This window comes from Cellulomonas sp. McL0606, from assembly GCF_058248365.1.
This window is the reverse complement of sequence record NZ_CM177779.1, coordinates 764,680-786,558: the sequence shown is the minus strand read 5'-3', so window position 1 is coordinate 786,558 and position 21,879 is coordinate 764,680. Positions and strand designations below refer to the sequence as shown.

Sequence of the window (21,879 nt, the reverse complement as noted above, 5' to 3'; positions counted from 1 at the left end):
CGCATCAGCTCGGCACCTCGCTGCCGGCGACGGCCTGACCGGTGGCCGGGTCGAGGCGCTGGGCCTTGGCCATCTTGCGCTCGGACGGGATGCGCTTCTGCCGGGGGTCGAACGCGTCGCGCAGACCGTCTCCGATGAAGTTGATGGCCAGCGCGATGATCACGATCATCAGGCCGGGCCACCAGAACAGCCAGGGCCGCGTGGAGAACGCCTCCTGGTAGTCGCTGATCAGCAGACCGAGCGACGTGGCGGGGGCCTTGATCCCGACGCCCAGGTACGAGAGCGCAGTCTCGAGGAGGATCGCGGAGCTCATCAGCAGCGTCGTGTTGACGATGATGACGCCGATCGCGTTGGGCAGCATGTGCTTGAACATGATGCGGGTGTTGCTCGCGCCGGCCACCCGCGCGGCGTCGACGAACTCCCGCTCGCGAAGGCTGAGGAAGTCGCCGCGCACCAGGCGCGCCAGGGTCGTCCAGGTGATCAGCCCCAGGAAGATGCCGAAGATGATCGGGTTGTTGCCGCCCGCGAGCTGACCGAGCACGGCACCGATGACGATCACGGGCATCGTGATGACGAGGTCCGTGATCCGCATCAGGATGTTGTCGGTCCGGCCGCGGTTGAAGCCGGCCAGCGCGCCGACGACGATCCCGACGACCGTGGCGGTGATGCCGACCGTCGCCGTGATGATCAGGGACGTCTGCGTGCCGCGCATGACGCGCGCGAACACGTCGCGGCCGATCTCGTCCTGGCCGAACGGGTGCAGCCCCCAGTGGAACCAGAGGCCGGCGTCGCCGCCGAGCCAGACCGGCAGCACGGCCGTCGGCTTGCCGCCGTTGATGATGGGGTTGATCTGGTTGGGCGTGTACCTCCACCAGCCGGTCCACGGGCCGATGCCGACCGACGTGAACGCGAGGACGACGACGAACGCGAGCACGATCACGGCGACCATCGCGCCGCGGTGCCGCAGGAAGCGACGTCGGACGATCTTTCCTTGCGACAGGCCGGCGACCTCGCGCAGCTCGATCGCGTTCTCGATCGACTCGTCCGGTGGCAGCTGCTCGACGGTGCTCATGCGTTCACCCGGATCCTGGGGTCGAGACCCGCGTAGATGAGGTCGGCCACGATGTTGGCGATGATCGCGAGGGCGGCGACGATGACCAGGTACGCCATCACCGGATCGATCTCCGCGTGGGTCAGTGAGAACAGGAACAGCGTGCCCATGCCGGGCCGGGCGAACACCCGCTCCGTGATGATCGCGCCACCGAGCAGGGTGATCACGTCGATGGGCACCACGGTGGCCAGCGGGATCAGCGAGTTGCGGAAGCCGTGCCGCATGACGACCGTCCGCTCGGGCAGGCCCTTGGAGCGTGCCGTGCGGATGTAGTCCTGGCTCATCACCTCGAGCATGCTCGAGCGCGAGTAGCGGGTGTAGGCCGCGAACCCGATGAGCACCAGGGCGATCGTCGGCAGGAGCAGGTGCATGAACGAGTCGAGCGTCTGGACCCAGAAGTTCCCGCCGAGGTTCGGCGTCGAGTTGCCGATGGTCGGCACCGGTCGACCGTTGATGGCCGGGGCGTTGTAGTACGCCGGCCAGACCCGCATCACCTGGTTGACGAACATCATCGACGCCACGAGGAACGCCGTGATCCCCGCCGTGCGCGCCGAGACGCCCGGGTCCGGTCCACCCCAGGCGTAGCCGACACCGATGCCGACGGCGACCGCCAGGACGCCCAGGCCGATCATCATCAGCCAGGACTCCTGCACGTTCTGGAAGAAGACCTTCACCGGCAGGTAGAGCACGAGACCGATCACCACGGTGGTCAGCGACGCGGCCAGGGCCCGGCGGTTCTTGAGCCCCGACGAGAGCGTCGTGACGGCGAACGCGGTCGCCGTGCCGAGCAGGGCGAGCAGCGGCGGGTTGATGCTCGGGTGGGTCCACCAGTCGCTGAGCTGCAGGAAGGCGAACGTGGCGAACGTCGCGGCGAACGCGATCCCGAAGGTGAGCAGCCGCTGACGCCTGTCGCCGCCTATCGCGAGGCTCCACAGCAGGCCCGCCAGGAGCGCGATGACGGCGATCGCGACCCACGACAGCACCGGGTCCGCGAGGAAGTCGTTGAAGCCGATCGCGCCCCACTGCTTGAGCAGCACGGCCACCCAGAAGGCCGGCAGGGAGTAGAGCACGAAGGACACGAAGATCATGAGGTAGTCGAACGAGCTTGTACTGCCGCAGGGCGCTGACGATGCCGACGGCCACGCCGAAGATGATCGCCAGGAACGTCGCGGCGGTGACCAGCTGGATCGTCGAGAGGATCGCCCCGTGCAGGACCGCTGACACCGGCTGGCCCACGAACCACGCCGACCCGAGGTCGCCGTGCAGGATGTTGCCGAGCCACTTGAAGTAGCGGATGACGACGGGGGTGTTCAGGTCGAGCAGGGCGATCCGCTGACGGATCAGCTCCTGCTTGTTCGAGGCCGTCGACTGCCCGAGGTCGAAGAACGGGTCCATCGACGCCGACACCAGGATGAACATCACGAACGTCGACACCAGGAGCGTCGCGAGCCCGGCGAGAACACGTCGCCACAGGAACGAGAACATAGAGGGCGTTACCTCGCAGTTGAGGGTGTGCACACCGAATGCCCGAGTCTACGCGGCAGGAGTGCTCGAACGCCTGGTCAGGCGCTCGCAGCGAGCTGGTGTCACAGAAGGGGGTCGGCGGCGGAGGGCGTCATTGCCCGGCGTCGTCGACAGGTCACGGTGGTTCAGGGACCGCGGGCGCGTCCTACGTGCGGCGGCGCGGTCACACACGGTGAGGGCGGCGGAGCCCGTAGGCTCCCCCGCCCTCACGCGGTGTGTCGGTCAGGCGGCCAGCTGGATCAGCTGGTGGCCTTCGGGGTCGAACCGGAGCCCGAGAGCTTCCAGTCCCAGTACCCGTACATGATGGTCGGGCTCAGGGAGATCGGGTCCGCGCCAGCCAGGTTCTTCGTCCAGGCGTGGATGCCGGGGAACTGGAAGATCGTCGTCCCGAACGCGTCGGCCCACAGCTGCTTCTCGATGTCCGTGAGGATCTGCGTCTGCTTCGACGCGTCGGTCTCGGTCTGCAGCTGGTCGAAGAGCGAGTCGACCTTGGCGTTGCTGTAACCCTGCTTGTTCTGGCTCCCACCGGTACGGAAGGTGGGGTCCGAAGCGGTCACAGCGGTCGAGGTGGACTGCCAACCGAACAGCGAGGCGTCATAGCTCGCCTGGCCGGTGTTGATCTGGTTGACCCACTTGTCGGCGGGCTGCGAGGCGTCGGCCATGGTGATGCCGGCCTTGGCCTCGGAGTCCGTGATCAGCGCGAACTCGTTGACACGGCGCGGGTTGTCGGCGTTGAACAGGAACCGGACCGAGATCGGACCAGTGACGCCGGCGGCGGCCAGGATGGACTTGGCCTTGTCGGGGTCAGCGGCGAGCGGGTAAGCGTCCGAGCCGTTGTTCTTGACGATCTGGTCGTAGTTGGGCGCACCCGGGATGACGTTGAACGAGTTGCGAACCTCAGCCTTGGGGTTGAGCGGCTTGATGAGGTTGTCGATGATCGCCTGCCGCGGCAGGGCCGTCAGGAACGCCTTGCGGACGGCCAGCGCCTTCGCCGCGTCGCCACCGTAGGTCGCCGGGTCGAACGGACCGGCGTTGGTGAACTGCAGGTCGACGTGCTCGTACGTGCCCTCGACGGAGTTCTGCACCTTCACGGTGGACAGCGCGTTGAGCGCGGTCAGCACGTCAGCGGAAGCCTGCGGGCCGATGATGTCGACCTCGCCGTTCTGCAGCGCCTGGACCTGGCCCATCGGGTCGTCGATGTAGCGGAACGTGATGGTGTCCGGGCCCGTGGTGCGGGTGCCCTTGTACTTGTCGTTGCGCGTGACCGTCAGGTACTGACCCTCGACGTAGTCGCTGATGATGTACGGGCCGTCCGAGACGAGGAGCGTCTTGTCGTCGGGAAGCTTGGTGAAGTTGAACCCGTCGTTCCAGAACTTCGCGACCGGCTTGAGCTTCTCGACGTCCTTGTCCTTGATGGCCTGGACGAGCGCCTCGTCGGCCTTCGTCGGGTCGTCGATGCCGAGCGCGTGCATCGCCACGACGTGCGCCGGGACGACCGGACCCTGGAACTCCAGCTCCCAGTCGGCGAACGGCTTGTCGTACGTGAACGTGATCGTCTTGTTGTCGCTGGAGACGACGGGCATCTTCGAGACCAGCGGACCGCCCGTGTCGACGCCGTTGAAGAACACGCCGGACGTGTAGTCCGTGGTGTCGTTGCCGGCGTCGTCGGTGCTGCCCTGGATCGTGTTCAGGCTTCCGGAGGTCGCGGCCCACTCGAGCAGGCTGTCCGTGGCGGTGACGGGCGTGCCGTCCGACCACGTGGCGTCCTTGTTGATCGTGTACTTGACCGTCAGCGGGTCGTCGGACGTCTTCTCGTACGTCCCGAGGTTCGTGTCCTTCTGGAGCTTCAGCTCGGGGTCGTAGTAGTTGAACTGCATGTTCGTCAGGTAGGTCACGACCGCGTTCTGCGTCGCGTTGCCCACGTTGAACTCGTCCGTGTTCACCGAGGTGAGCGGGGACTCCCAGGCAACGTTGACAGCGGTCGACTGGTTGATGCCCGAGTCGTTGCTGTTGTTGTCACCACTACCACTGCTGCACGCAGCGAGCGCGAGAAGGCTCAGCGATGCGACCGCAGCGGTCGACGCCTTCCGTGTGATCTTCAATGTTCCTCCTGAAACGGTGGTGGGTCTGCCGAGTCACGCGGGCGTCGATGGTCACGACGCACAGGAGAACAGAGCCCTCCGGGGGTTGCCGACACGTTAGTGAAGCCCCAAGGGACAAATCGGACAGGTGGCCGCAGAACTGACGATCGTTACGTGATTGATACTGATCGGTACGTCCACGATGTGAGATCGTCACACCGCTGAAACACCACGGTTACCTGTCCGAACCACGCCCGGACGGGTGTCACCGCACCAAAAACCCTGCCGATCCGTCGCGCATCTGCTATGGGACGCGGCCGAGCGCCAGGAGCGCTGTGAAGTCACCGTGTGTCGGGACTTCGCTTTCCACGGTACTCCGGGACGTACGGCGCAGCCCGCTGAGCAGGGACAATCGGCTCATGAGCGTGAAGTCCGTCACCCGCCACCTCGGCCGCACCCGCTGGTTCGCCCGGGCCGGTCGCGCCGTCTCCGGCCTCGATCGGCGCCTCCAGAAGGCGACGCGCGGGCGCATGAGCGTGCTCGGCAAGCCCACCCTTCCCCACCTGATCCTGACGACGACCGGTCGCAAGAGCGGCGAGCGCCGTGAGGCGGTCCTGCTCTACGCGGTCGACGGCGACGGCTGGGTGCTGATCGGGTCCAACTGGGGTCAGGAGCACCACCCGGCCTGGTCCGGGAACCTGCTGGCCGACCCCGGCGCATCCGTGACGATCGCCGGCGTCACCACCCCCGTCACCGCCTCCCTGGCGTCCGACGCCGAGCGGGAGCGGCTGCTGCCGGCCCTCCTGGCCGTCTGGCCGGCCTACGAGACCTACGCCTCCCGTGCCGCGGACCGCGAGTTCCGCGTGTTCCGTCTGGCCCCGACCGCCTGACCTCGTCACTCCACGGCACACCGACCCAGGCCGGCCCGGTAACGTCCGGGACGTGGAGATCCTGCACGTGACCCGCCGGGTGGACTGGGACGACGCACGGGCGGACGGCGCCTACCGCTGGTCCACCCGTGGGCGCACCTACGAGGACGTCGGGTTCATCCACGCCTCGTCGCGGGCCCAGCTGCCCGGTGTCGCCGCGTTCGTGTTCGCCGACGACGACGCCGAGCTGGTCGTCCTGATCCTCGAGACCGACACGATCACGGCCGCGGGGACCGACGTCCGGTACGAGGACGGCGGGAACGGCGAGCTACCCGCACGTCTACGGCCCCATCGACCCGGCGTGGGTGGTCGACGTGATCCCGGCGCACCTCGACGCGGACGGCGCGTTCTCGTGGGGCCCCGCGCGCTGATCCCCTCGACCTAGCCGCGGGCGACGAACACCAGCTCCTTGCCGGGCCGGTCCGGGGCGTCCCTGACCTCGAGGGTCTCGAAGCCCGCGACGCGCAGCGACTCCTCGATCCGCGCCTGGGTCCGGAAGCGGAGCGTCGAGTCCGAGACGAGCGTCGTGCCGTCGTCGTGGAAGACGTTGGTCCAGCGGAACGTGACCAGCTCACCGCTCACGTCGACCAGGTCGCACCAGGTCTCGACGAGGCCGGCGTGCGGCAGGTCTTTCCTCTCGTTCGTGTGCTCCCGGGTCCACCCGGTCCACGCCCGCGCGTCGGGGTCGCGGACCTCGAAGACCAGGTGCGTCGTGATCCGGCGGATCGCCGCCAGGACGAGCGCCCACTCCTCGTCGGTGACGAAGACCTGCGCGACGTTGGCGGTCATCGTCACCAGGTCGACGCGCTCCGTCACGGTCGACGCGTCGCCCTGCACCCAGCGGACCCGGTCGCTCTTGGCGCGGGCGACGTCGAGGGAGGCCGCGGCCGGGTCGACGCCGACGACGTCCAGACCCCGGTCCGCCAGCATCACCGCGAACGTGCCCGTTCCGCAGCCGAGATCGAGCACGCTGTGCGCACCCAGTCCTCGACGATCGCGACGTACGCGTCGAGATCGGCGCGATCGCCGTCGAACGCGTCGTAGACGGCGGCCAGGCGGGGGTCCTCGAAGATCGCATCGGCCATGGGTGGACCGTACGAGCAAACCGGACCGCCGACGACTGCATACCCCTTCTCGACGTCGCCGGCCGGTGGCAGGCTGGCGGAGGGACGATCGTCAGGAGGCGAGATGGACGACGACCTGTCGGACCTCGTCCGGGACACCGCCGAGGCGGCCGAGGCCTACGTGCGCGGGGACACCACGCGCTATCTCGAGCTGACGCACCACGCGCCCGGGTTCACGCTGCTGCCGCCCTTCGGCGGACCGGCCAAGGTGTACGACGACCGCGCGCAGGGCATCACGGGCAGCTTCTTCGCCGACGGTGACGCCGCGCTCGAGCACGTCGAGACGCACCGCTGGGGCGACACGGCCGTCGTCGCGATGGTCGAGCGGCAGCACGGCGTCGTCGGCGGGATGCCGGACCAGGACTGGTCGCTGCGCGTCACTCACGTCTACCGGCGAGCCGACGGACGCTGGCTGCTCGTGCACCGGCACGCCGACCCGCTGGTCCGGCCGATCGACCTGCCGGCCCTGTCGCGGCTCACGGGCGGCGCCCCGACCCGAGCACACGGGTGACGTCCGGCCGGCGGTAACGCCGCCGAAACGGGCCGTCTGTAGTCTCCCGGGATTCGTCGACGGGAGTCCTCCATGACGCTCGACCGGTTCACGATCACGGTGTTCTGCGGCTCCGCCTCTGGCTCGGACCCGCTCTACCCGGCCACCGCCCGCGCCGTCGGTGCGGCCATCGCTCGGCACGGGATGAGCCTCGTGTACGGGGGCGGGCACGTCGGGCTCATGGGTGCGGTCGCCGACGCGGCCCTCGCCGGGGGTGCCCACGTCACCGGCGTCATCCCACGCGCCCTGCAGGCCCGGGAAGCCGTGCACGACGACGTCAGCGAGCTGGTCCTCGTCGACAGCATGCACGAGCGCAAGACCATCATGTCCGACCGCGCCGACGCGTTCCTCGCCCTGCCCGGCGGTCCCGGCACCCTCGAGGAGCTCACCGAGCAGTGGACCTGGGCGCAGCTCGGCATCCACGAGAAGCCGTCCGGCATCCTGAACGTGGACGGGTACTTCGACCCGCTGCTGGCATTCGTCGGCAACATGCGCGACCGCGGCTTCACCCACCCGCGCTACACGGACATGCTGGTGGTGAGCGACCAGATCGACGACGCCCTCGAGCGGTTGCGTGACTACGTGCCGCCCCCGCGCGTCGCGTCGTCACCCGGTGCGGAGATGAGCGTGGCCGAGCCGCTGCGCGCGTAGGTGCGCAGGCCGGTCCACCCGTTCGTCGAGCGCGCGCTCACCCGCCGCCGCGCCAGGTGTCCAGCCGCCGATGGTCGGGCACGAAGCCGTGCCGGACGCCCCACAGCACCGCCTGCGTCCGGCTCTCCACGCCGATCTTTCGGTAGACGGAACGGATGTAGGACTTCACCGTGTTGGCGCTGAGGTAGGTCTGCGCCGCCACGTCGGCGTTGCTCAGCCCCTGGGTGATCAGGGCCAGGACCTCCGACTCGCGATCGGTGAGGCCCTCGGCTCGGCCCGGCCAGTCCAGACCGTTCGGGCGTACGCGACCCGGGACCTCGCTGATCACGACCTCGCCGGCGTGCACGGCCTCGAGGGCGGCGACGAGCTCGCGCGCGGGCAGCGCCTTCGACAGATAGCCGTGGACGCCCTGGTCCTGGGCGCTGGCGACCAGCTCGGGATGGAAGTTCCAGGTGAAGACGACCACGCGGCCGGCGTTCGGGTTGCGCACCAGCACACCGATCTCGTGCTGGTCGGACTCCGGCTGTGCGAAGGAGTCGTACAGGACGACATCGACGTGCCGGCTCACCGGTTCGTTCGCGTCGATCTCCGCCACGACGACGCGGTCGCGGTACGGCTCGAGCATCGTGGCGACGCCCATCAGCACCACGTCGTAGTCGTCGACGAGAGCGACTGTGATCGGACGGTCCACGGTTCGACGCTACCCCCCTTTGGGGTGTACTGCGCCAGCCCTAGGGGTGATGGGGTCGAGAGATCTGCACGCGCCACCCGGGAGGCACACCATGCTCGGACTCATCATCTCCATCGTCGTCATCGGGCTCATCGCCGGCGCCCTCGCCCGGCTGATCGTGCCCGGCAAGCAGGACATGTCGATCCTCATGACGATCGTCCTGGGCATCGTCGGGTCGTTCGTCGGCGGGTTCCTGGGCTACCTGCTCTTCCACAAGGACGGCGCCGACGGCTTCCTGCAGCCCGCCGGGATCATCGGCTCTCTCATCGGCGCGATCATCGTGCTGCTGATCTGGATGCGCGTGGGCGGGCGCCGCTCGGTCCGCTCCTGACCCCTGGTCGGAGGGCCCCGGTCCGTGCGCCGGGGCCCTCTGCACGACTCACGACACGATGGACCGCAACGAGCGGGCACACTCGCGCCCGGAGCAGCCCCGAACCGCGCGTCCGCTCGTCTAGCGAGGCTGACTCACTAGCCGCAACTGCGCGATGACGGCGTGCGCGGCGTAGAAGATGGAGGACGCCCTGTGCCGGCCGCCACCCAGCTCGCGCTCGGGAGCGGAGATCGACCGCTGCCCGCCGAACGTCAGAACGCGGATCACGACCTGCCCATCCTGGGGCAGGTCGTCGCTGGTCGTGGGCGCGAAGAGGTCCAGCCGCTCGCCAACGAGCACGAGCAGAGCGTCGCTTGCCGCGCGAACGGACGCGTGCGCACCGCCCCCGATGATGCCGAACCCAGAGCTGGTGTAGAGACTCACCGTCCCGTCGACGAGCGCGACCAGTGTGAACCAGTCGCTCCCGGACATCGCCGTATCCATGGCGATCCCCCACATCGGGCCACCGCTGCCTGGGCTCAGCCCGATCGCGGCGGGGTCGAGCGACAAGGCCTGCGCGCGCAGGCCGAACCCCGCGCTCGGCGACGGATCGTCGACATTGGTTCGTCGTCGGAACATGGCCCCAACGCTAGCGAGCAGCCTGGCACCGACGACCTCTGTCGAGGACTCTCGTTGGACTCGCCCTGTCGCCGAATGACCGACCGCGCCGATGACTCCGCGGTCCGTGTCCCACGTCGCCGTTCACGCGACGCCGTCGTTGTGGGGTCCGGACCCAAGGGCCGCGACCGCGAGAATCCAACAGTCGGGCGCCATGTCGGATCAGCCCGGCGGGACCCTGGCGGCGTTGGTGATCGCCGTCTGGAGCGACCATGGTTCGAGTTCGTCAACGAGCGCCTGCGCATCCCGACGGCACGCGGGGACTGCCTTGGTCAGCGAGACGGACGTGGGCGGATCGGCTGCCCGCCCACCGCGATGGTCCTCGTACTCTGAACCATGGCGGTCGTCGACGACGTTCAGGCGCTGGGCTCAGAAGCTGGAGCGTTCCTACCATGCCTACGTGCACGGGCGGCTGAAGTTCCGGGTGGGTCAACTGGTCTACGTGGCGTTCTCGCTCGACGAGAGTGTGATGGGTTTCGCCTTCCCGAAGGAAGAGCGAGCAGCGCTGGTCGCGGGGGACCCACGCAAGTTCCAGATGCCGTCAGTGTCGGACCTCCGCTTCAACTGGGTCCACGCCGAGCTTGCGGTCCTGGATCCGACCGAGGCCAGGGGAGCTCGTCGTCGACGCCTGGCGCATGGTCGTCCCACAGAAGGTCTCTCTCGCCTACGACCTCGCCCATCCCGCCGGCCCGAACCAGAGCTGATCGGCGCCCGATCGGCTCGCCCAGGAAGTCAATGGCCCACGTCCTGCAGGGTGCGGGTCCGCGTCAGCGGCTCCCGCCCTGCGCCTGGCCTCGACGCGTCACCGACGACGATGCCCGGAGATCCGCAGAGCGGCTTCGTCAACGTCGCGAGGACGTACCTGCGGACACGTTGAATCGGAAACTCGAGAGCATGGCGCGCCGAACGACACGTCTCGACCGGTCGGCTACTCGGGTCGATCGGGCCGTTCCAGGTAGCGCTCAAGAACGGCGGACTCGCGATAGGGACCGTCCCCGTCGGCGTCCAGCTGGGACTCGTCGAACACCACCCACCAGCAACGCTCAGGTCCTTGCAGTGTTTGTGTCTCGACCCATGGCGCACCGTCCGGCCACACAACGATCCGCCCGAGCGGTCGCCCAGGCCAAGGCCCTGCAGGGAAGTCAGGGTCCTGACGGACTTGCACCGTCGAGCCCGCCGACCACGGAGCCGCCCCTCCCCGAAGTTCCATGCCGCCGAGCATGACATGCCGAGCCGCGCCCGGGTCCGTCACCGCGACTGCGCAGGTCACACGTTGAAGCGGAACTCCACCACGTCGCCGTCGGCCATCACGTAGTCCTTGCCCTCGATGCGGGCCTTTCCGGCGGCGCGGGCGGCTGCGACGGAGCCGGCGGCCACGAGGTCGTCGAAGGAGATGACCTCGGCCTTGATGAAGCCCTTCTGGAAGTCGGTGTGGATCACACCGGCCGCCTGCGGGGCGGTCCAGCCCCTGTGGATGGTCCAGGCACGGGACTCCTTGGGACCGGCAGTCAGGTAGGACTGCAGGCCGAGGGTGTGGAAGCCGACGCGGGCCAGCTGGTCGAGGCCGGCCTCCTCCTGCCCGTTGTCGGCGAGCATCTCGCGGGCCTCGTCGGGCTCCAGCTCGACCAGCTCGACTCGAACTGGGCGTCGAGGAAGATCGCGTCGGCGGGGGCGACCAGGGCGCGCATCTCGTCCTGGAACGCGGTGTCGGCCAGGCCGGCGTCGTCGGTGTTGAAGACGTAGATGAACGGCTTGCTCGTCATGAAGCTGGAGTTCGTCGAGGTGCTCGATCTTCTTGCCCGCCTGGGAGAGCGTCTGCCCCGTCTCGAGGATCGCCTTCGCGTCGACCGCGGCGGCGAGGAGGCCGGCGTCGGCCTTCTTGGCACGCACCTCCTTCTCGAGGCGCGGGATCGCCTTCTCGAGGGTCTGCAGGTCGGCCAGGATCAGCTCGGTGTTGATGACCTCGATGTCGTCCTTGGGGTCCACGGCGCCGGAGACGTGCACGACGTCGGGGTCGGCGAACGCGCGGGTGACCTGGCAGATCGCGTCGGCCTCGCGGATGTTGGCCAGGAACTTGTTGCCGAGCCCCTCCCCCTCGCTGGCGCCCTTGACGATGCCGGCGATGTCCACGAACGACACGCTCGCGGGCAGGATGCGCTCGGAACCGAACAGCTCGGCGAGGGTGTTCAACCGGGGGTCCGGGAGCGGGACCACACCGACGTTCGGCTCGATCGTCGCGAACGGGTAGTTCGCAGCGAGCACGGACGCCCGGGTCAGCGCGTTGAAGAGGGTGGACTTGCCGACGTTGGGCAGGCCGACGATGCCGATGGTGAGTGCCACGTCGGACGAGTCTACGGGGCGTCAGGCGAACGACAGGATGCGCAGCAGGTCGGTGCCGTTGCGCTCCAGCAGCCGGCCGCCGATGCGGAGCCCCACCGCCAGCACCAGCCCGCCGAAGACCGGCCCGACGACGAGCGCTGCCCAACCCGCCGCGGTGGCGTGCTGCGTGATGGCCAGGACCGCCAGCACAGCCTCCGGGGCGCTGAGGAGGAACACCGCAGCCCACCCGAGCAGCTGCGAGACGACGGCCATCATCGAGCCACCCTGGCGGGTCTGGAACGGGTTCTCCCCCGGCTGCTGCACCGGGTAGACGACGAGCGCGGACATGATGCTGGCGCCGCCGAACGCTGTGCACAGCACCCCGGCGCCCAGGCCGAGCAGCGCCGGGACGGCGTCGGGTCGCGACGTCACCAGCGCCGAGCCGACCGCGTACACGACCACCACGGGCACCGCGAGCGCCGATGCCCCCAGCACGCGGCCCAGGCGGTCGGTCACGCCCGTCACCGGCGCGGCGAGGTGCGTCCAGAAGGCCGATCCGTCGTACGCGACGTCCGCCGAGATGCCCCAGCCCATGAAGAACGCCACCGTCGGGGCGACGAACAGCAGCGAGCTGCCGCCGGGGTTGATGATCCACAGGATCAGCGGGAGCAGCGGCACGACCGCCATGGCCAACGCGTACCGCGGGTCCCGGGCCCAGTACGTCAGGCTCCGTGCCGTCACGGCACCCAGCGGCGACGCGGGCAGCCGTCCGAACCAGCCGAGTCCTCGGGAGCGGGTCGAGACCTCCTCGTGCGACGGGTTCACGAGGGCGTGCGCCAGCGAGCGGTCCCAGACGAGGGCCAGGACGGCGAGGGTGCCGACGGCGATCGCGAACCGCGCGGCGGCACCGCTCCAGTCCCCGTCGGCCACGGCAGACGGCACCGCCCACGCGGCGCCGACGGGGGTCCAGCCGAGCACGTCGACGATCTGCTCGAGCCCCTCGCGGCCGATCCCGCCGCCCGACGCCGACGCACGGCTGATCAGCGGCCCGATCACGATCAACGGCACCAGGGCCACCGCCGCCATGAGCTCGCGGACCCGCCGCCTGCCCATGAGGTGCGCCGACGCCGAGGTGGTCGCACGGCTGCCGACGATGCACGTCGCAACCCCGAGCAGCGCGCACACCGGTGCCACCAGGAGCGCGGCCGGTGTGCGCCACCAGGCACCGGCCACGGCCAGCGCCGCGACGGTCGTGACCGCGCCCGGGATGCCGATGACGGCGCCGATCGCGAGGCCGACGAGCATGCTGCGCCGCGGGATGGTGAAGGTGACGAACCGGGCCGGGTCCACCGTCGCATCGACCCCGAAGGAGACGAGCGGCACCACCCACCAGCCGAGCACCAGCAGGGACCCGACGAGGACCGTGACCATCCCCCGGTCGTCAGGCACCTGGACGCTGACCACGGCCATCGTCGCGACGACGATGACGATCGCGATCAGCCCGTACAGCGCCGCGACGGCGAGCCCGACCACCTGCCACGCGCTTCGTCGCAACCCGTTGCGCAGGAGGGCGAAGCTTCAGCCGGACGAGGTGCGCAACCACGCCAGCCCCTCACCGCTGACCCGGCCGCCGACGAGCTGCACGAACCGGTCCTCCAAGCTCTGGTCGCCGCGCACGTCGTCCACCGTGCCCGCGGCCAGGACGTGCCCGGCGGCGATCACCGCGACGTGGTCGCACATCCGTTGCACCAGGTCCATCACGTGCGACGACACGATGACCGTTCCGCCGGACGCCACGTAGGACGCCAGGATGTCCCGGATGTTGGCCGCCGAGACGGGGTCGACCGCCTCGAACGGCTCGTCCAGGACGAGCAGCCGTGGGGCGTGCACCATCGCGCAGGCGAGCGCGACCTTCTTGGTCATGCCCGCGGAGTACTCGACGACGAGGGTCCGCGCGTCGGCGGCGAGATCGAGCGCGCCCAGCAGGTCCTGGGTGCGTGCGGCCACCGTCTCGCGGTCCAGCCCGTGCAGCAGACCGGCGTAGGTGATGAGCTGCTCACCGGTGAGCCGGTCGAAGAGGCGCACACCGTCGGGCAGGACGCCGAGCATCCGCTTGACCTCGAGCGGGTGCGCCCACAGGTCGTGGCCGTGCACCAGCACCGTGCCGAAGTCGGGCTGGAGCAGGCCCGTGGCCATGGACAGCGACGTCGTCTTGCCCGCGCCGTTCGGCCCGACCAGACCGTAGAACGACCCCGCCGGCACCACCAGATCGATCCCGGCGACCGCGACCTTCTGCCCGAAGCGACGCCACAGTCCGCGCAGCTCGAGCGCGGGGACCGGGTCTGCGGGCATCGAACCACCCTACGGTCCGGGTCCGACGCTTGGGCTCCGCCATCAGGTGGATGTCGGTGGCTGCTGGGAGGGTGCGCCCATGGACAGCTCATTGCTGGTGGGACTGCTGATCGGCGTCGTGCTCGGCGCCGTCGTGGGCGGCGTGCTCGCCTCACGCCGCAGCGCGGTGGAGGCCGCGCGGGCGCGCGCGTCGCTGGACGCGGAGCGCAGGATCGCGGCCGAGCGGCTGGCGGACGTGGACCGCCAGGCGGACCAGTTCCGCACGCTGGCCGCGGAGGCGTTGGCGACGAGCACCGACCAGTTCCTCGCCCTCGCGCACCAGCAGTTCGCCGCCGACCATCAGACGCAGTCGGGCGAGCTGGCGCAGCGCGAGGCCGCGGTGCGCGCGATGGTCGAGCCCCTGTCCGGCACGCTCGACGCCGTCCGGGCGCAGGCTCGACGGCGGAGCAGGCGCGTGCGGCGGGCAACGCCGCGCTCGGTGAGCAGGTCCGGGCCATGCACGCGGCATCGGAGCACCTTCGCGACGAGACGTCGCGGCTGGTCACGGCGTTGCGCAGCCCCAGGTGCGCGGACGGTGGGGCGAGGTCCAGCTGCGACGCGTCGTCGAGGCCGCCGGGATGCTCGCGCACGTGGACTTCGTCGAGCAGGCACAGGTGCGCACCGACGACGGCCTTCTCCGACCGGACATGGTCGTGCGGCTGGCCGGCGGCAAGAACGTGGTGGTCGACGCCAAGGTCGCGTTCCTGGGATTCCTCGACGCCGCGCAGACGAGCGACGAGTCCGTGCGCGCGGACCGGCTCGCGGCCCACGCCCGGCACGTGCGGGCGCACGTGGACGACCTGGCGAGCAAGCGCTACTGGGACCAGTTCGCGCCGGCGCCCGAGTTCGTGGTCATGTTCGTGCCGGCAGAGTCGTTCCTGGGCGCCGCCGCCGAAGCTCGACCCCCTGCTGATGGAGTACGCGTTCGAGCGGAACGTCGTCCTGGCCACGCCGATGACCCTGCTGGCCCTGCTGCGCACCGTGGCCTACGCCTGGCGGCAGGACGCGCTCGCGGCGAACGCTCAGGCCGTCCTCACGCTCGGCAAGGAGCTGCACGGCCGGCTCGCGACGATGGGCGGGCACCTGGCTCGGCTCGGTCGGGCGATCGACTCCGCCGCGGGCGCGTACAACCAGACCGTGTCGTCGCTGGAGACGCGCGTGCTGGTCAGCGCCCGGCGGTTCGCCGAGCTCGACGTGGTCGACGACGACCTGCCGATGCCCGATCCCTCCAACCAGCGACTGTCGCGCGTGAGCGCGCCCGAGCTGGTGGCGTCCGCGGACGAGCACGTGATCCTGTTCGACGGCCGCGCCGAGCGCGACGACCGCGCGCTGCGCGCGGAGCAGACGCGGCGCGACGACGAGCCCGGAGCCGCCGGCGCGACGAGCGCCTGAACCCTTGCCGGCGACCGCTCAGGCCGGCTGGACGTCCAGCGAGCGGCGGCCGTCGCGGCGCGGGCGCTCGGGCGGCGTGCCCGCCGCCTTGAGGTCGGCGCGCAGCTCGCGCGGGAGGGAGAACATGAGGTCCTCGGTGGCCGTGCGGACCTCGTCGACCTGCTCGAAACCGTGCTCGGCGAGCAGCGCCAGGACGTCGCGGACGAGGATCTCGGGCACGGAGGCGCCCGACGTGAGCCCCACCGTCGATGCGCCGACCAGCCACGCGGGGTCGATCTCGGCGGCGGTGTCGACACGGTAGGAGCTGCGCGCACCGGCGTCGAGCGCCACCTCGACCAGCCGGACCGAGTTGGAGGAGTTGGCCGAGCCGACCGTGATCACCACGTCGCACTCGGGGGCCAGCTTCTTCACGGCCACCTGCCGGTTCTGCGTGGCGTAGCAGATGTCGTCGCTGGGCGGGTCCTGCAGGTTGGGGAACCGCTCGCGCAGCCGCCGGACGGTCTCCATGGTCTCGTCGACGGACAGCGTCGTCTGGGAGATCCAGATCAGACGGTCCGGGTCGCGCACCTCGATGTCGGCGACCGCGTCCGGGGAGTCGACGACCTGGATGTGGTCGGGCGCCTCGCCGTAGGTCCCCTCGACCTCCTCGTGGCCCTCGTGCCCGATCAGCAGGATGTCGTAGTCCTCGGCCGCGAACCGCACGGCCTCCTTGTGCACCTTGGTGACCAGCGGGCAGGTGGCGTCGATCGTCTGCAAGGACCGCGCCGCCGCCGCCGCGTGCACCGCGGGGGAGACGCCGTGTGCGGAGAACACCACGCGCGCACCCTCGGGCACCTCGTCGGTGTCGTCGACGAAGATCGCGCCCCGCGCCGCCAGGGTCTCGACGACGTACTTGTTGTGCACGATCTCCTTGCGCACGTAGACCGGCGCACCGTAGTGCTCGAGCGCCTTCTCGACCGCGATGACGGCCCGGTCGACTCCCGCGCAGTAGCCGCGCGGGGCGGCGAGCAGGACGCGCTTGGCAGGGGCGGACGTCGGGGTGGTCACGCTGCGAGTCTAGTTGGCGCCCGCACGGGTTCCCCGGGGTAGCACCGGTACGCCCGCAGATCCGCACGTGACGTCCACCGCACACGCACGCGCGGCCCTACAGCGCGAGCATCGCCTCGGCCACCTGGTCCGCGGCCCCGGCGGGGATGGCGGTCGCGGCCTGCTCGAGCACGAGCAGCCGCGCGCCGGCGATCTCGCGCGCGAGCGCCTCGCCGTTGCCGACCGGGAAGAACCGGTCGCGGCGACCGTGCACCACGAGCACGGGCATCTCTATCTCCGGCAGGCGCTCGCGCCAGCGCGGAGCGCAGTCGAGCCTGGCGAACACGGTGCCCAGCTGGTTGGCCATCTGCACGGCTGGCATCGTGCCCGGTGTGCGGTCCCACGTGCGCTCGGCGGTCGTCCGGGCGGCGCCCGGGTCGTCGCCGAGGATCTGCGCACCGCCCGCCGCGAACTCGGCCACCGCCGCCCTGTCGGACCAGTCGGGCATCGCGCGGGAGAAGAGCCGGGCCATCGTCGCCGCGTCATGGTCCGGCAGGTCGTCGTCGACCGGGCCGGGCGCCACCGGGCGCGTCCCGACCAGCGTCAGTGCCGAGAACACGTCCGGATGGTCGAGCGCGGCGACCTGGGCGACCATCCCGCCGACGCCGATCCCCGCCAGGTGGGCAGGCCGGTCGCTGAGCCCGCGGGCGAGGGCGGCGGCGTCGGCGGTGAGGTCGCGCAGCGTGTACGCCGGTGCCTCCGGGTCGATCGTGGTCGACGCGCCGACGTCGCGCAGGTCGTAGCGCACGACGTGACGGCCGCCGCTCGCGAGCGCCTCGCAGAGTGCATCGGGCCAGCGGAGCATCGTGGCGCCGCCCGCCAGGAGCACGAGCGGCGCGTCCTCATCGCCGAAGTGCTCGACCCCGAGCCCGGGGCCGTCGGGTGTGCGGAACACGGAGCCTGTCGAACGGATCGAGCTCTCCTCCCCGAGAACGCCGAGCATCAGCGGCGCGCGACCGGTCCGAGCCATCGAGCGCGGGTCGGTGCCTCGACGACGCTGGGCCGCAGCCCAGGCCAGGCTATCGAGGTCGCCCGGTCGGACTGATTGCACCGGAGATCCGCACGCACCGGCCCGCCGGGAGCGCGAGCCGGGAGCATCGTGTGGGTCGGATGAGGCAGGGTTGGGGGTGTGAGCAGCGAGCCCGTCACCATCGTTCCCGCGAGCTCGGGGCCGCGGCCGCTCAAGGCAGCCGACACCACCCCCGAGCGCCCGTGGCCGGTGCGCCACCTCGCGCCCAAGATCGCGGACTACATCGCCAAGATGCCGCCGGTCTGGGTCGAGGGCCAGGTGCTGAACCTCAAGCGGTGGAACACCCTCTACTTCCTGACGCTGCGCGACACGGACCTCGACATGTCGCTGTCCGTCACCGTCCCGGCGGCGTCGATGCGACTGATCGCGGACAAGGTCTCCGACGGCGCGCACCTGGTGGTCCACGCGCGGCCCCAGTTCCACGCCAAGAAGGGGACTCTGACGTTCGCGGCCGACGACGTGCGGCTGGTCGGACTGGGCGAGCTGCTTGCCCGGATCGAGCACCTGAAGGGCATCCTGGGCGCGGAGGGGCTGTTCGAGCCGGCCCGCAAACGAGCCCTGCCGTTCCTGCCGCGCACCGTCGGGCTGATCGTGGCGCAGCAGGGCGACGCGGAGCACGACGTCGTGTCCAACGCGCGTGCGCGCTGGGCGGCCGTCGAGTTCGAGATCCGACGGGTCACCGTGCAGGGTCCGCGGGCAGTACCGGAGGTCAGCGCCGCGATCACGGAGCTCGACGCGGACCCGCGGGTCGACGTGATCGTCGTCGCGCGCGGCGGGGGGTCGTTCGAGGACCTGCTCCCCTTCAGCAACGAGGCGCTGGTGCGCGTCGCGGCGGCCTGCCGGACACCGCTCGTGAGCGCGATCGGGCACCACCTGGACACGCCGCTGCTCGACCTCGTCGCCGACTTCCGTGCCTCCACGCCGACCGACGCCGCCAAGCGGATCGTTCCCGACGTGAGCGAGGAGCGATCGCGGATCGCGCAGGCGCGGCTCCGGGCGCGGGCGGCGCTGACGTCCCGGGTGCAGCGGGAACAGGCGGGGCTCGAGCAGCTGCGCAGCCGCCCCGTGCTGCGGAACCCGGTCACCCTGGTCGACCAGCACGAGCACCGCGTCGACGCCCTCCGCCAGAGCGGGCGGCGCGCCCTGCACACCGGGCTGGTGCACGGGCTCGCGGAGGTGGCCGGGCTGGCCGCCCAGGTGCGGGCCCTCTCCCCCGCGGCCACCCTGGACCGCGGGTACGCCGTGGTGCAGACGACGGGCGGCCTCGTGGTGCGAGATCCCGTCGAGGTCGCGACGGGTGACGGCCTTCGCGTCCGGGTCGCCCGGGGCGAGCTCACGGCTGCGGTGACGTCCGCGTAGCCAGAGGTACGAACCGGCGCCGGGGTCGCTGATCGTGGCGCCCGACTGGCGCGCCAGCGGCGCAGCGTCTCGCGTGGTGCGTCCGGTGCCTTCGGTGTCGGCCTCGGCTGGTTGACTGTCCCCGTGCCGAAGGCGTCCCCGAACACCCCGAATGCCGACGTGAGCGCGCTCGGATACGAGCAGGCTCGCGACGAGCTGGTCTCCGTCGTCGCCCGCCTCGAGGCCGGTGCACAGACTCTCGAGGAGTCGCTCGCGCTCTGGGAGCGGGGCGAGGCCCTGGCCGCCCGCTGCCAGGAATGGCTGGACGGTGCCCGGCAGCGGCTCAGCGCCGTGCGCGAGAAGGCGCCGGCGGACGCCGAGCCGCAGCCCGACGAGATCACCCCCGACGACATCGAGGAGCAGGGATGACCGCCGCAGCACAGGACCGCGCCCTCGTCGTCGGGGAGGCCCTGATCGACGAGGTCGTCCGGTCCGACGGCAGCCGTGAGCGGCACCCCGGCGGCAGCCCGGCCAACGTGGCGATCGGCCTCGGCCGGCTCGGACGGTCGGTCGACCTGCTGACGTGGCTCGGTCAGGACACCGACGGCGACCTCGTCCGCCGCCACCTGCGCAGCTCGCACGTGAACGTCCTGACCGGCGACCGCCACGCGACGCGGACGCCCGTCGCGACCGCGACGATCGACGCCGCCGGTGTCGCCAGCTACCTGTTCGACCTGGAGTGGGACCTGCCGAGCACCTGGGACGACGCCGACGGTGACCCGCTCGTCGTGCACACCGGCTCGATCGCGACGGTCCTGCAGCCGGGCGGCACGGCCGTGGAGCGCCTGATCGCCCGCAGCCAGGCGACGTCGACGATCACCTACGACCCGAACCTGCGCCCGGTGCTCATGGGGTCACCTGCCCACGCGCTGCCGGTGGTCGACGCCCTCGTGCGGCTGGCCGACGTGGTCAAGGTCAGCGACGAGGACCTCGCGTGGCTGCACCCGGGGGTGGCTCCTGCCGAGATCGCCGAGGAGTGGAGCCGGTCGGGCCCGTCGCTGGTCGTCGTGACGCACGGCGGCGAGGGTGCCTTCGCCAGCACGTCGGCAGGTGCGCGGCTCCAGGTCGTCGCGCCGAAGGTGCAGGTCGCGGACACCGTCGGCGCGGGCGACTCGTTCATGGGCGGCCTCATCGACGGGCTGTGGTCCGCCGGTCTGCTGGGGGCCAACAACCGACAGGCGCTCGCCGACGCCGACAGCGACGTCCTGCAGGGCGTGCTGGAGCGGTGCGCGCGGATCGCCGCGATCACCGTCTCGCGCGCCGGCGCGAACCCTCCGCGCGCGGACGAGCTGGCCTGAGGGCTACGCGCTGGCGGACTCGCGGGCGTGGGCCCGCTGCAGCGACGCCTTGCGGTCGGCCTCGTTCTCCTCGTCGATGCGACGCGCCTCGTCGGAGTTCCAGCTCAGGTTGTCGCCGGACTCGGGGTCGAAGATCATCGCGCGGGCGGGGTCGAACCACAGCGGCGCCTGGTGCCCGTCGCGGATCTTGCTCTCGGAGTCGAGCGCGACGATGAGCTGCGTGCGCAGGCCCTCGCCGTCGAGGTCCCGGTCGAGGTCCTGGAGCTTGCCCGCGACGTCGGGGTTCGTGTCGAACGGGATGTACGCGTAGAGCTCCGACCCGAGCCACTCGGTGACGTCGACGGGCGCGGTGAACTCCACGCCCTGGGTGCGCTTGGTGGCGTCGAGCAGCGACGCGTCCTCGAAGTGCTCAGGCCGCAGGCCGACGATCACGAGGTTCTTGCCGCCGAGCCTGCCGGACATCTCGGGGGTCAGCGGGACGTCGGCGAACGGCAGCCGGAGGGAGCGTCCGTCGATGACCTCGCCCGGCAGGAAGTTCATGGGCGGGGAACCGATGAAGCCCGCGACGAACAGGTTCCTCGGCTGCTCGTAGAGGCCGCGCGGGCTGGCCACCTGCTGCAGCTCGCCCTTGCGCAGCACCGCGACCCGGTCGCCCAGGGTCATGGCCTCGGTCTGGTCGTGGGTGACGTAGACGGTCGTCGTGCCCAGGCGGCGCTGCATCCGTGCGATCTCGGTGCGCATCTGACCGCGCAGCTTGGCGTCGAGGTTGGACAGGGGCTCGTCGAAGAGGAACGCCTGGGCTTCCCGGACGATCGCGCGGCCCATGGCGACACGTTGCCGCTGACCGCCGGACAGGTTGGCCGGCTTGCGGTCGAGGTGGTCCTGGAAGCTCGAGGGTCTTGGCGGCGAACTGGACCTTCTCCTTGATCTGCGCCTCGGTGAACTTGCCCTTCTGCAGCCGCAGCGGGAACGCGATGTTCTCGAAGACGGTCAGGTGCGGGTAGAGGGCGTAGTTCTGGAACACCATGGCGAGGTGCCGGTCGCGCGGGGCGCGGTCGTTGACGCGCTTCCCGTCGATCGTCAGGTCGCCCGAGGTGATGTCCTCCAGACCGACGATCATGCGCAGCAGGGTCGACTTCCCGCAGCCGGACGGTCCCACGAGGATGACGAACTCGCCGTCGGCGATGTCCAGGCTCACGCCCTTCACGGCGAGGTAGCCGTCGCCGTACTGCTTGACGAGGTTGTTCAGGGTGATGGCGGCCATCAGAGGCTCCTTC

General features: G+C 70.6%; 21 protein-coding genes and 3 pseudogenes. 10 read left to right on the top strand and 14 right to left on the bottom strand.

Going from position 1 to position 21,879, the window contains the following annotated elements:
* Positions 1–4: 4 nt before the first annotated feature.
* The 3 genes from AC38ZX_RS04050 to AC38ZX_RS04040 all read right to left on the bottom strand — a co-directional run bounded on the left by AC38ZX_RS04050 (position 5) and on the right by AC38ZX_RS04040 (position 4,737).
* Entirely contained in the window at positions 5–1,072 is a 1,068-nt protein-coding gene (locus AC38ZX_RS04050; RefSeq protein ID WP_426594578.1) for an ABC transporter permease, read from the bottom strand.
* A complete protein-coding gene (locus AC38ZX_RS04045; protein WP_491296425.1) occupies positions 1,069–2,199 on the bottom strand; it encodes an ABC transporter permease in 1,131 nt (376 codons plus the stop codon). Before AC38ZX_RS04045 ends, AC38ZX_RS04050 begins: the two co-directional genes overlap by 4 nt.
* Positions 2,200–2,874: 675 nt before the next feature.
* Positions 2,875–4,737: an ABC transporter family substrate-binding protein gene (locus AC38ZX_RS04040; protein WP_426594576.1), complete on the bottom strand. Its 1,863-nt coding sequence runs from the start codon at positions 4,735–4,737 to the stop codon at positions 2,875–2,877.
* 398 nt (positions 4,738–5,135) lie between these two features.
* On the opposite strand from AC38ZX_RS04040, the gene AC38ZX_RS04035 reads away from it, so the two are divergent.
* Together AC38ZX_RS04035 and AC38ZX_RS04030 are read left to right on the top strand one after the other, a co-directional pair.
* The gene (locus AC38ZX_RS04035) at positions 5,136–5,606 is read left to right on the top strand and encodes a nitroreductase family deazaflavin-dependent oxidoreductase (RefSeq protein ID WP_491296424.1); all 471 of its coding nucleotides are present in this window, start codon (positions 5,136–5,138) and stop codon (positions 5,604–5,606) included.
* 52 nt (positions 5,607–5,658) lie between these two features.
* On the top strand, positions 5,659–6,030 hold the full coding sequence (locus AC38ZX_RS04030) for a DUF952 domain-containing protein (protein ID WP_491296422.1): 372 nt from the start codon (positions 5,659–5,661) through the stop codon (positions 6,028–6,030).
* On the opposite strand, the gene AC38ZX_RS04025 is transcribed toward AC38ZX_RS04030, so the two are convergent.
* Both AC38ZX_RS04025 and AC38ZX_RS04020 read right to left on the bottom strand, forming a co-directional pair.
* The gene (locus AC38ZX_RS04025) at positions 6,027–6,575 is read right to left on the bottom strand and encodes a methyltransferase domain-containing protein (RefSeq protein ID WP_491296421.1); all 549 of its coding nucleotides are present in this window, start codon (positions 6,573–6,575) and stop codon (positions 6,027–6,029) included. The two genes, AC38ZX_RS04030 and AC38ZX_RS04025, sit on opposite strands and share 4 nt — an antisense overlap.
* On the bottom strand, positions 6,575–6,730 hold the full coding sequence (locus tag AC38ZX_RS04020; RefSeq protein ID WP_491296420.1) for a hypothetical protein: 156 nt from the start codon (positions 6,728–6,730) through the stop codon (positions 6,575–6,577). The genes AC38ZX_RS04025 and AC38ZX_RS04020 overlap by 1 nt, the downstream gene beginning before the upstream one ends.
* A gap of 103 nt (positions 6,731–6,833) precedes the next feature.
* Here AC38ZX_RS04020 and AC38ZX_RS04015 point away from each other — a divergent pair, with 103 nt between their 5' ends.
* Both AC38ZX_RS04015 and AC38ZX_RS04010 read left to right on the top strand, forming a co-directional pair.
* On the top strand, positions 6,834–7,280 hold the full coding sequence (locus tag AC38ZX_RS04015; RefSeq protein WP_426594572.1) for a YybH family protein: 447 nt from the start codon (positions 6,834–6,836) through the stop codon (positions 7,278–7,280).
* A gap of 72 nt (positions 7,281–7,352) precedes the next feature.
* Positions 7,353–7,970, top strand: a complete 618-nt coding sequence (locus AC38ZX_RS04010) for an LOG family protein (protein ID WP_426594571.1) — start codon at positions 7,353–7,355, stop codon at positions 7,968–7,970.
* A gap of 37 nt (positions 7,971–8,007) precedes the next feature.
* On the opposite strand, the gene AC38ZX_RS04005 is transcribed toward AC38ZX_RS04010, so the two are convergent.
* Positions 8,008–8,661, bottom strand: coding sequence for a LuxR C-terminal-related transcriptional regulator (locus tag AC38ZX_RS04005; RefSeq protein WP_426594570.1), 654 nt, complete (start codon positions 8,659–8,661; stop codon positions 8,008–8,010).
* 91 nt (positions 8,662–8,752) lie between these two features.
* Between AC38ZX_RS04005 and AC38ZX_RS04000 the strand changes: the two genes are divergently transcribed.
* Entirely contained in the window at positions 8,753–9,031 is a 279-nt protein-coding gene (locus AC38ZX_RS04000; RefSeq protein ID WP_426594569.1) for a GlsB/YeaQ/YmgE family stress response membrane protein, read from the top strand.
* Between the two features lie 120 nt (positions 9,032–9,151).
* On the opposite strand, the gene AC38ZX_RS03995 is transcribed toward AC38ZX_RS04000, so the two are convergent.
* The 5 genes and pseudogenes from AC38ZX_RS03995 to AC38ZX_RS03975 all read right to left on the bottom strand — a co-directional run bounded on the left by AC38ZX_RS03995 (position 9,152) and on the right by AC38ZX_RS03975 (position 14,653).
* Positions 9,152–9,649 (bottom strand): hypothetical protein, encoded by a 498-nt coding sequence (locus tag AC38ZX_RS03995; RefSeq protein ID WP_491296419.1) that lies wholly within the window; start codon positions 9,647–9,649, stop codon positions 9,152–9,154.
* 1,305 nt (positions 9,650–10,954) lie between these two features.
* Positions 10,955–12,028 (bottom strand): annotated as a pseudogene (gene ychF, locus AC38ZX_RS03990) (redox-regulated ATPase YchF).
* 21 nt (positions 12,029–12,049) lie between these two features.
* Positions 12,050–13,540 (bottom strand): hypothetical protein, encoded by a 1,491-nt coding sequence (locus AC38ZX_RS03985; protein WP_491296417.1) that lies wholly within the window; start codon positions 13,538–13,540, stop codon positions 12,050–12,052.
* A gap of 45 nt (positions 13,541–13,585) precedes the next feature.
* Positions 13,586–14,359, bottom strand: coding sequence for an ABC transporter ATP-binding protein (locus AC38ZX_RS03980; RefSeq protein ID WP_426594564.1), 774 nt, complete (start codon positions 14,357–14,359; stop codon positions 13,586–13,588).
* 42 nt (positions 14,360–14,401) lie between these two features.
* Positions 14,402–14,653: a hypothetical protein gene (locus AC38ZX_RS03975; RefSeq protein ID WP_491296416.1), complete on the bottom strand. Its 252-nt coding sequence runs from the start codon at positions 14,651–14,653 to the stop codon at positions 14,402–14,404.
* A 269-nt stretch (positions 14,654–14,922) separates the two neighbouring features.
* Here AC38ZX_RS03975 and AC38ZX_RS03970 point away from each other — a divergent pair.
* Together AC38ZX_RS03970 and rmuC are read left to right on the top strand one after the other, a co-directional pair.
* Positions 14,923–15,243, top strand: a pseudogene (locus AC38ZX_RS03970) (DNA recombination protein RmuC); the annotation flags it as partial.
* Positions 15,244–15,310: 67 nt separating this feature from the next.
* The gene (gene rmuC / locus AC38ZX_RS03965; RefSeq protein WP_491296415.1) at positions 15,311–15,790 is read left to right on the top strand and encodes a DNA recombination protein RmuC; all 480 of its coding nucleotides are present in this window, start codon (positions 15,311–15,313) and stop codon (positions 15,788–15,790) included.
* Between the two features lie 18 nt (positions 15,791–15,808).
* Here rmuC and AC38ZX_RS03960 read toward each other — a convergent pair whose 3' ends face one another.
* Positions 15,809–16,837, bottom strand: coding sequence for a 4-hydroxy-3-methylbut-2-enyl diphosphate reductase (locus AC38ZX_RS03960; protein WP_426594562.1), 1,029 nt, complete (start codon positions 16,835–16,837; stop codon positions 15,809–15,811).
* 97 nt (positions 16,838–16,934) lie between these two features.
* Positions 16,935–17,771 carry an alpha/beta fold hydrolase gene (locus tag AC38ZX_RS03955; RefSeq protein ID WP_491296414.1) on the bottom strand — a complete coding sequence of 279 codons (837 nt, stop codon included), beginning with the start codon at positions 17,769–17,771 and terminating at the stop codon, positions 16,935–16,937.
* 234 nt (positions 17,772–18,005) lie between these two features.
* On the opposite strand from AC38ZX_RS03955, the gene xseA reads away from it, so the two are divergent.
* The 3 genes from xseA to AC38ZX_RS03940 all read left to right on the top strand — a co-directional run bounded on the left by xseA (position 18,006) and on the right by AC38ZX_RS03940 (position 20,602).
* On the top strand, positions 18,006–19,265 hold the full coding sequence (xseA, locus tag AC38ZX_RS03950) for an exodeoxyribonuclease VII large subunit (RefSeq protein WP_491296413.1): 1,260 nt from the start codon (positions 18,006–18,008) through the stop codon (positions 19,263–19,265).
* A 123-nt stretch (positions 19,266–19,388) separates the two neighbouring features.
* Positions 19,389–19,673: an exodeoxyribonuclease VII small subunit gene (locus tag AC38ZX_RS03945; protein ID WP_491296412.1), complete on the top strand. Its 285-nt coding sequence runs from the start codon at positions 19,389–19,391 to the stop codon at positions 19,671–19,673.
* A complete protein-coding gene (locus tag AC38ZX_RS03940; protein WP_491296411.1) occupies positions 19,670–20,602 on the top strand; it encodes a carbohydrate kinase family protein in 933 nt (310 codons plus the stop codon). Before AC38ZX_RS03945 ends, AC38ZX_RS03940 begins: the two co-directional genes overlap by 4 nt.
* Before the next feature lie 3 nt (positions 20,603–20,605).
* On the opposite strand, the pseudogene AC38ZX_RS03935 reads toward AC38ZX_RS03940, so the two are convergent.
* Positions 20,606–21,866, bottom strand: a pseudogene (locus AC38ZX_RS03935) (ABC transporter ATP-binding protein).
* Positions 21,867–21,879 lie beyond the last annotated feature (13 nt).

Coding starts and splice junctions, on each gene's coding strand:
- AC38ZX_RS04050 (WP_426594578.1), bottom strand. CDS start 1,072: ATGAGCACCGTCGAGCAGCTGCCACCGGACGAGTCGATCGAGAACGCG.
- AC38ZX_RS04045 (WP_491296425.1), bottom strand. CDS start 2,199: ATGATCTTCGTGTCCTTCGTGCTCTACTCCCTGCCGGCCTTCTGGGTG.
- AC38ZX_RS04035 (WP_491296424.1), top strand. CDS start 5,136: ATGAGCGTGAAGTCCGTCACCCGCCACCTCGGCCGCACCCGCTGGTTC.
- AC38ZX_RS04025 (WP_491296421.1), bottom strand. CDS start 6,575: ATGCTGGCGGACCGGGGTCTGGACGTCGTCGGCGTCGACCCGGCCGCG.
- AC38ZX_RS04020 (WP_491296420.1), bottom strand. CDS start 6,730: ATGGCCGATGCGATCTTCGAGGACCCCCGCCTGGCCGCCGTCTACGAC.
- AC38ZX_RS04015 (WP_426594572.1), top strand. CDS start 6,834: ATGGACGACGACCTGTCGGACCTCGTCCGGGACACCGCCGAGGCGGCC.
- AC38ZX_RS04010 (WP_426594571.1), top strand. CDS start 7,353: ATGACGCTCGACCGGTTCACGATCACGGTGTTCTGCGGCTCCGCCTCT.
- AC38ZX_RS04000 (WP_426594569.1), top strand. CDS start 8,753: ATGCTCGGACTCATCATCTCCATCGTCGTCATCGGGCTCATCGCCGGC.
- AC38ZX_RS03995 (WP_491296419.1), bottom strand. CDS start 9,649: ATGTTCCGACGACGAACCAATGTCGACGATCCGTCGCCGAGCGCGGGG.
- AC38ZX_RS03980 (WP_426594564.1), bottom strand. CDS start 14,359: ATGCCCGCAGACCCGGTCCCCGCGCTCGAGCTGCGCGGACTGTGGCGT.
- rmuC (WP_491296415.1), top strand. CDS start 15,311: ATGGAGTACGCGTTCGAGCGGAACGTCGTCCTGGCCACGCCGATGACC.
- AC38ZX_RS03940 (WP_491296411.1), top strand. CDS start 19,670: ATGACCGCCGCAGCACAGGACCGCGCCCTCGTCGTCGGGGAGGCCCTG.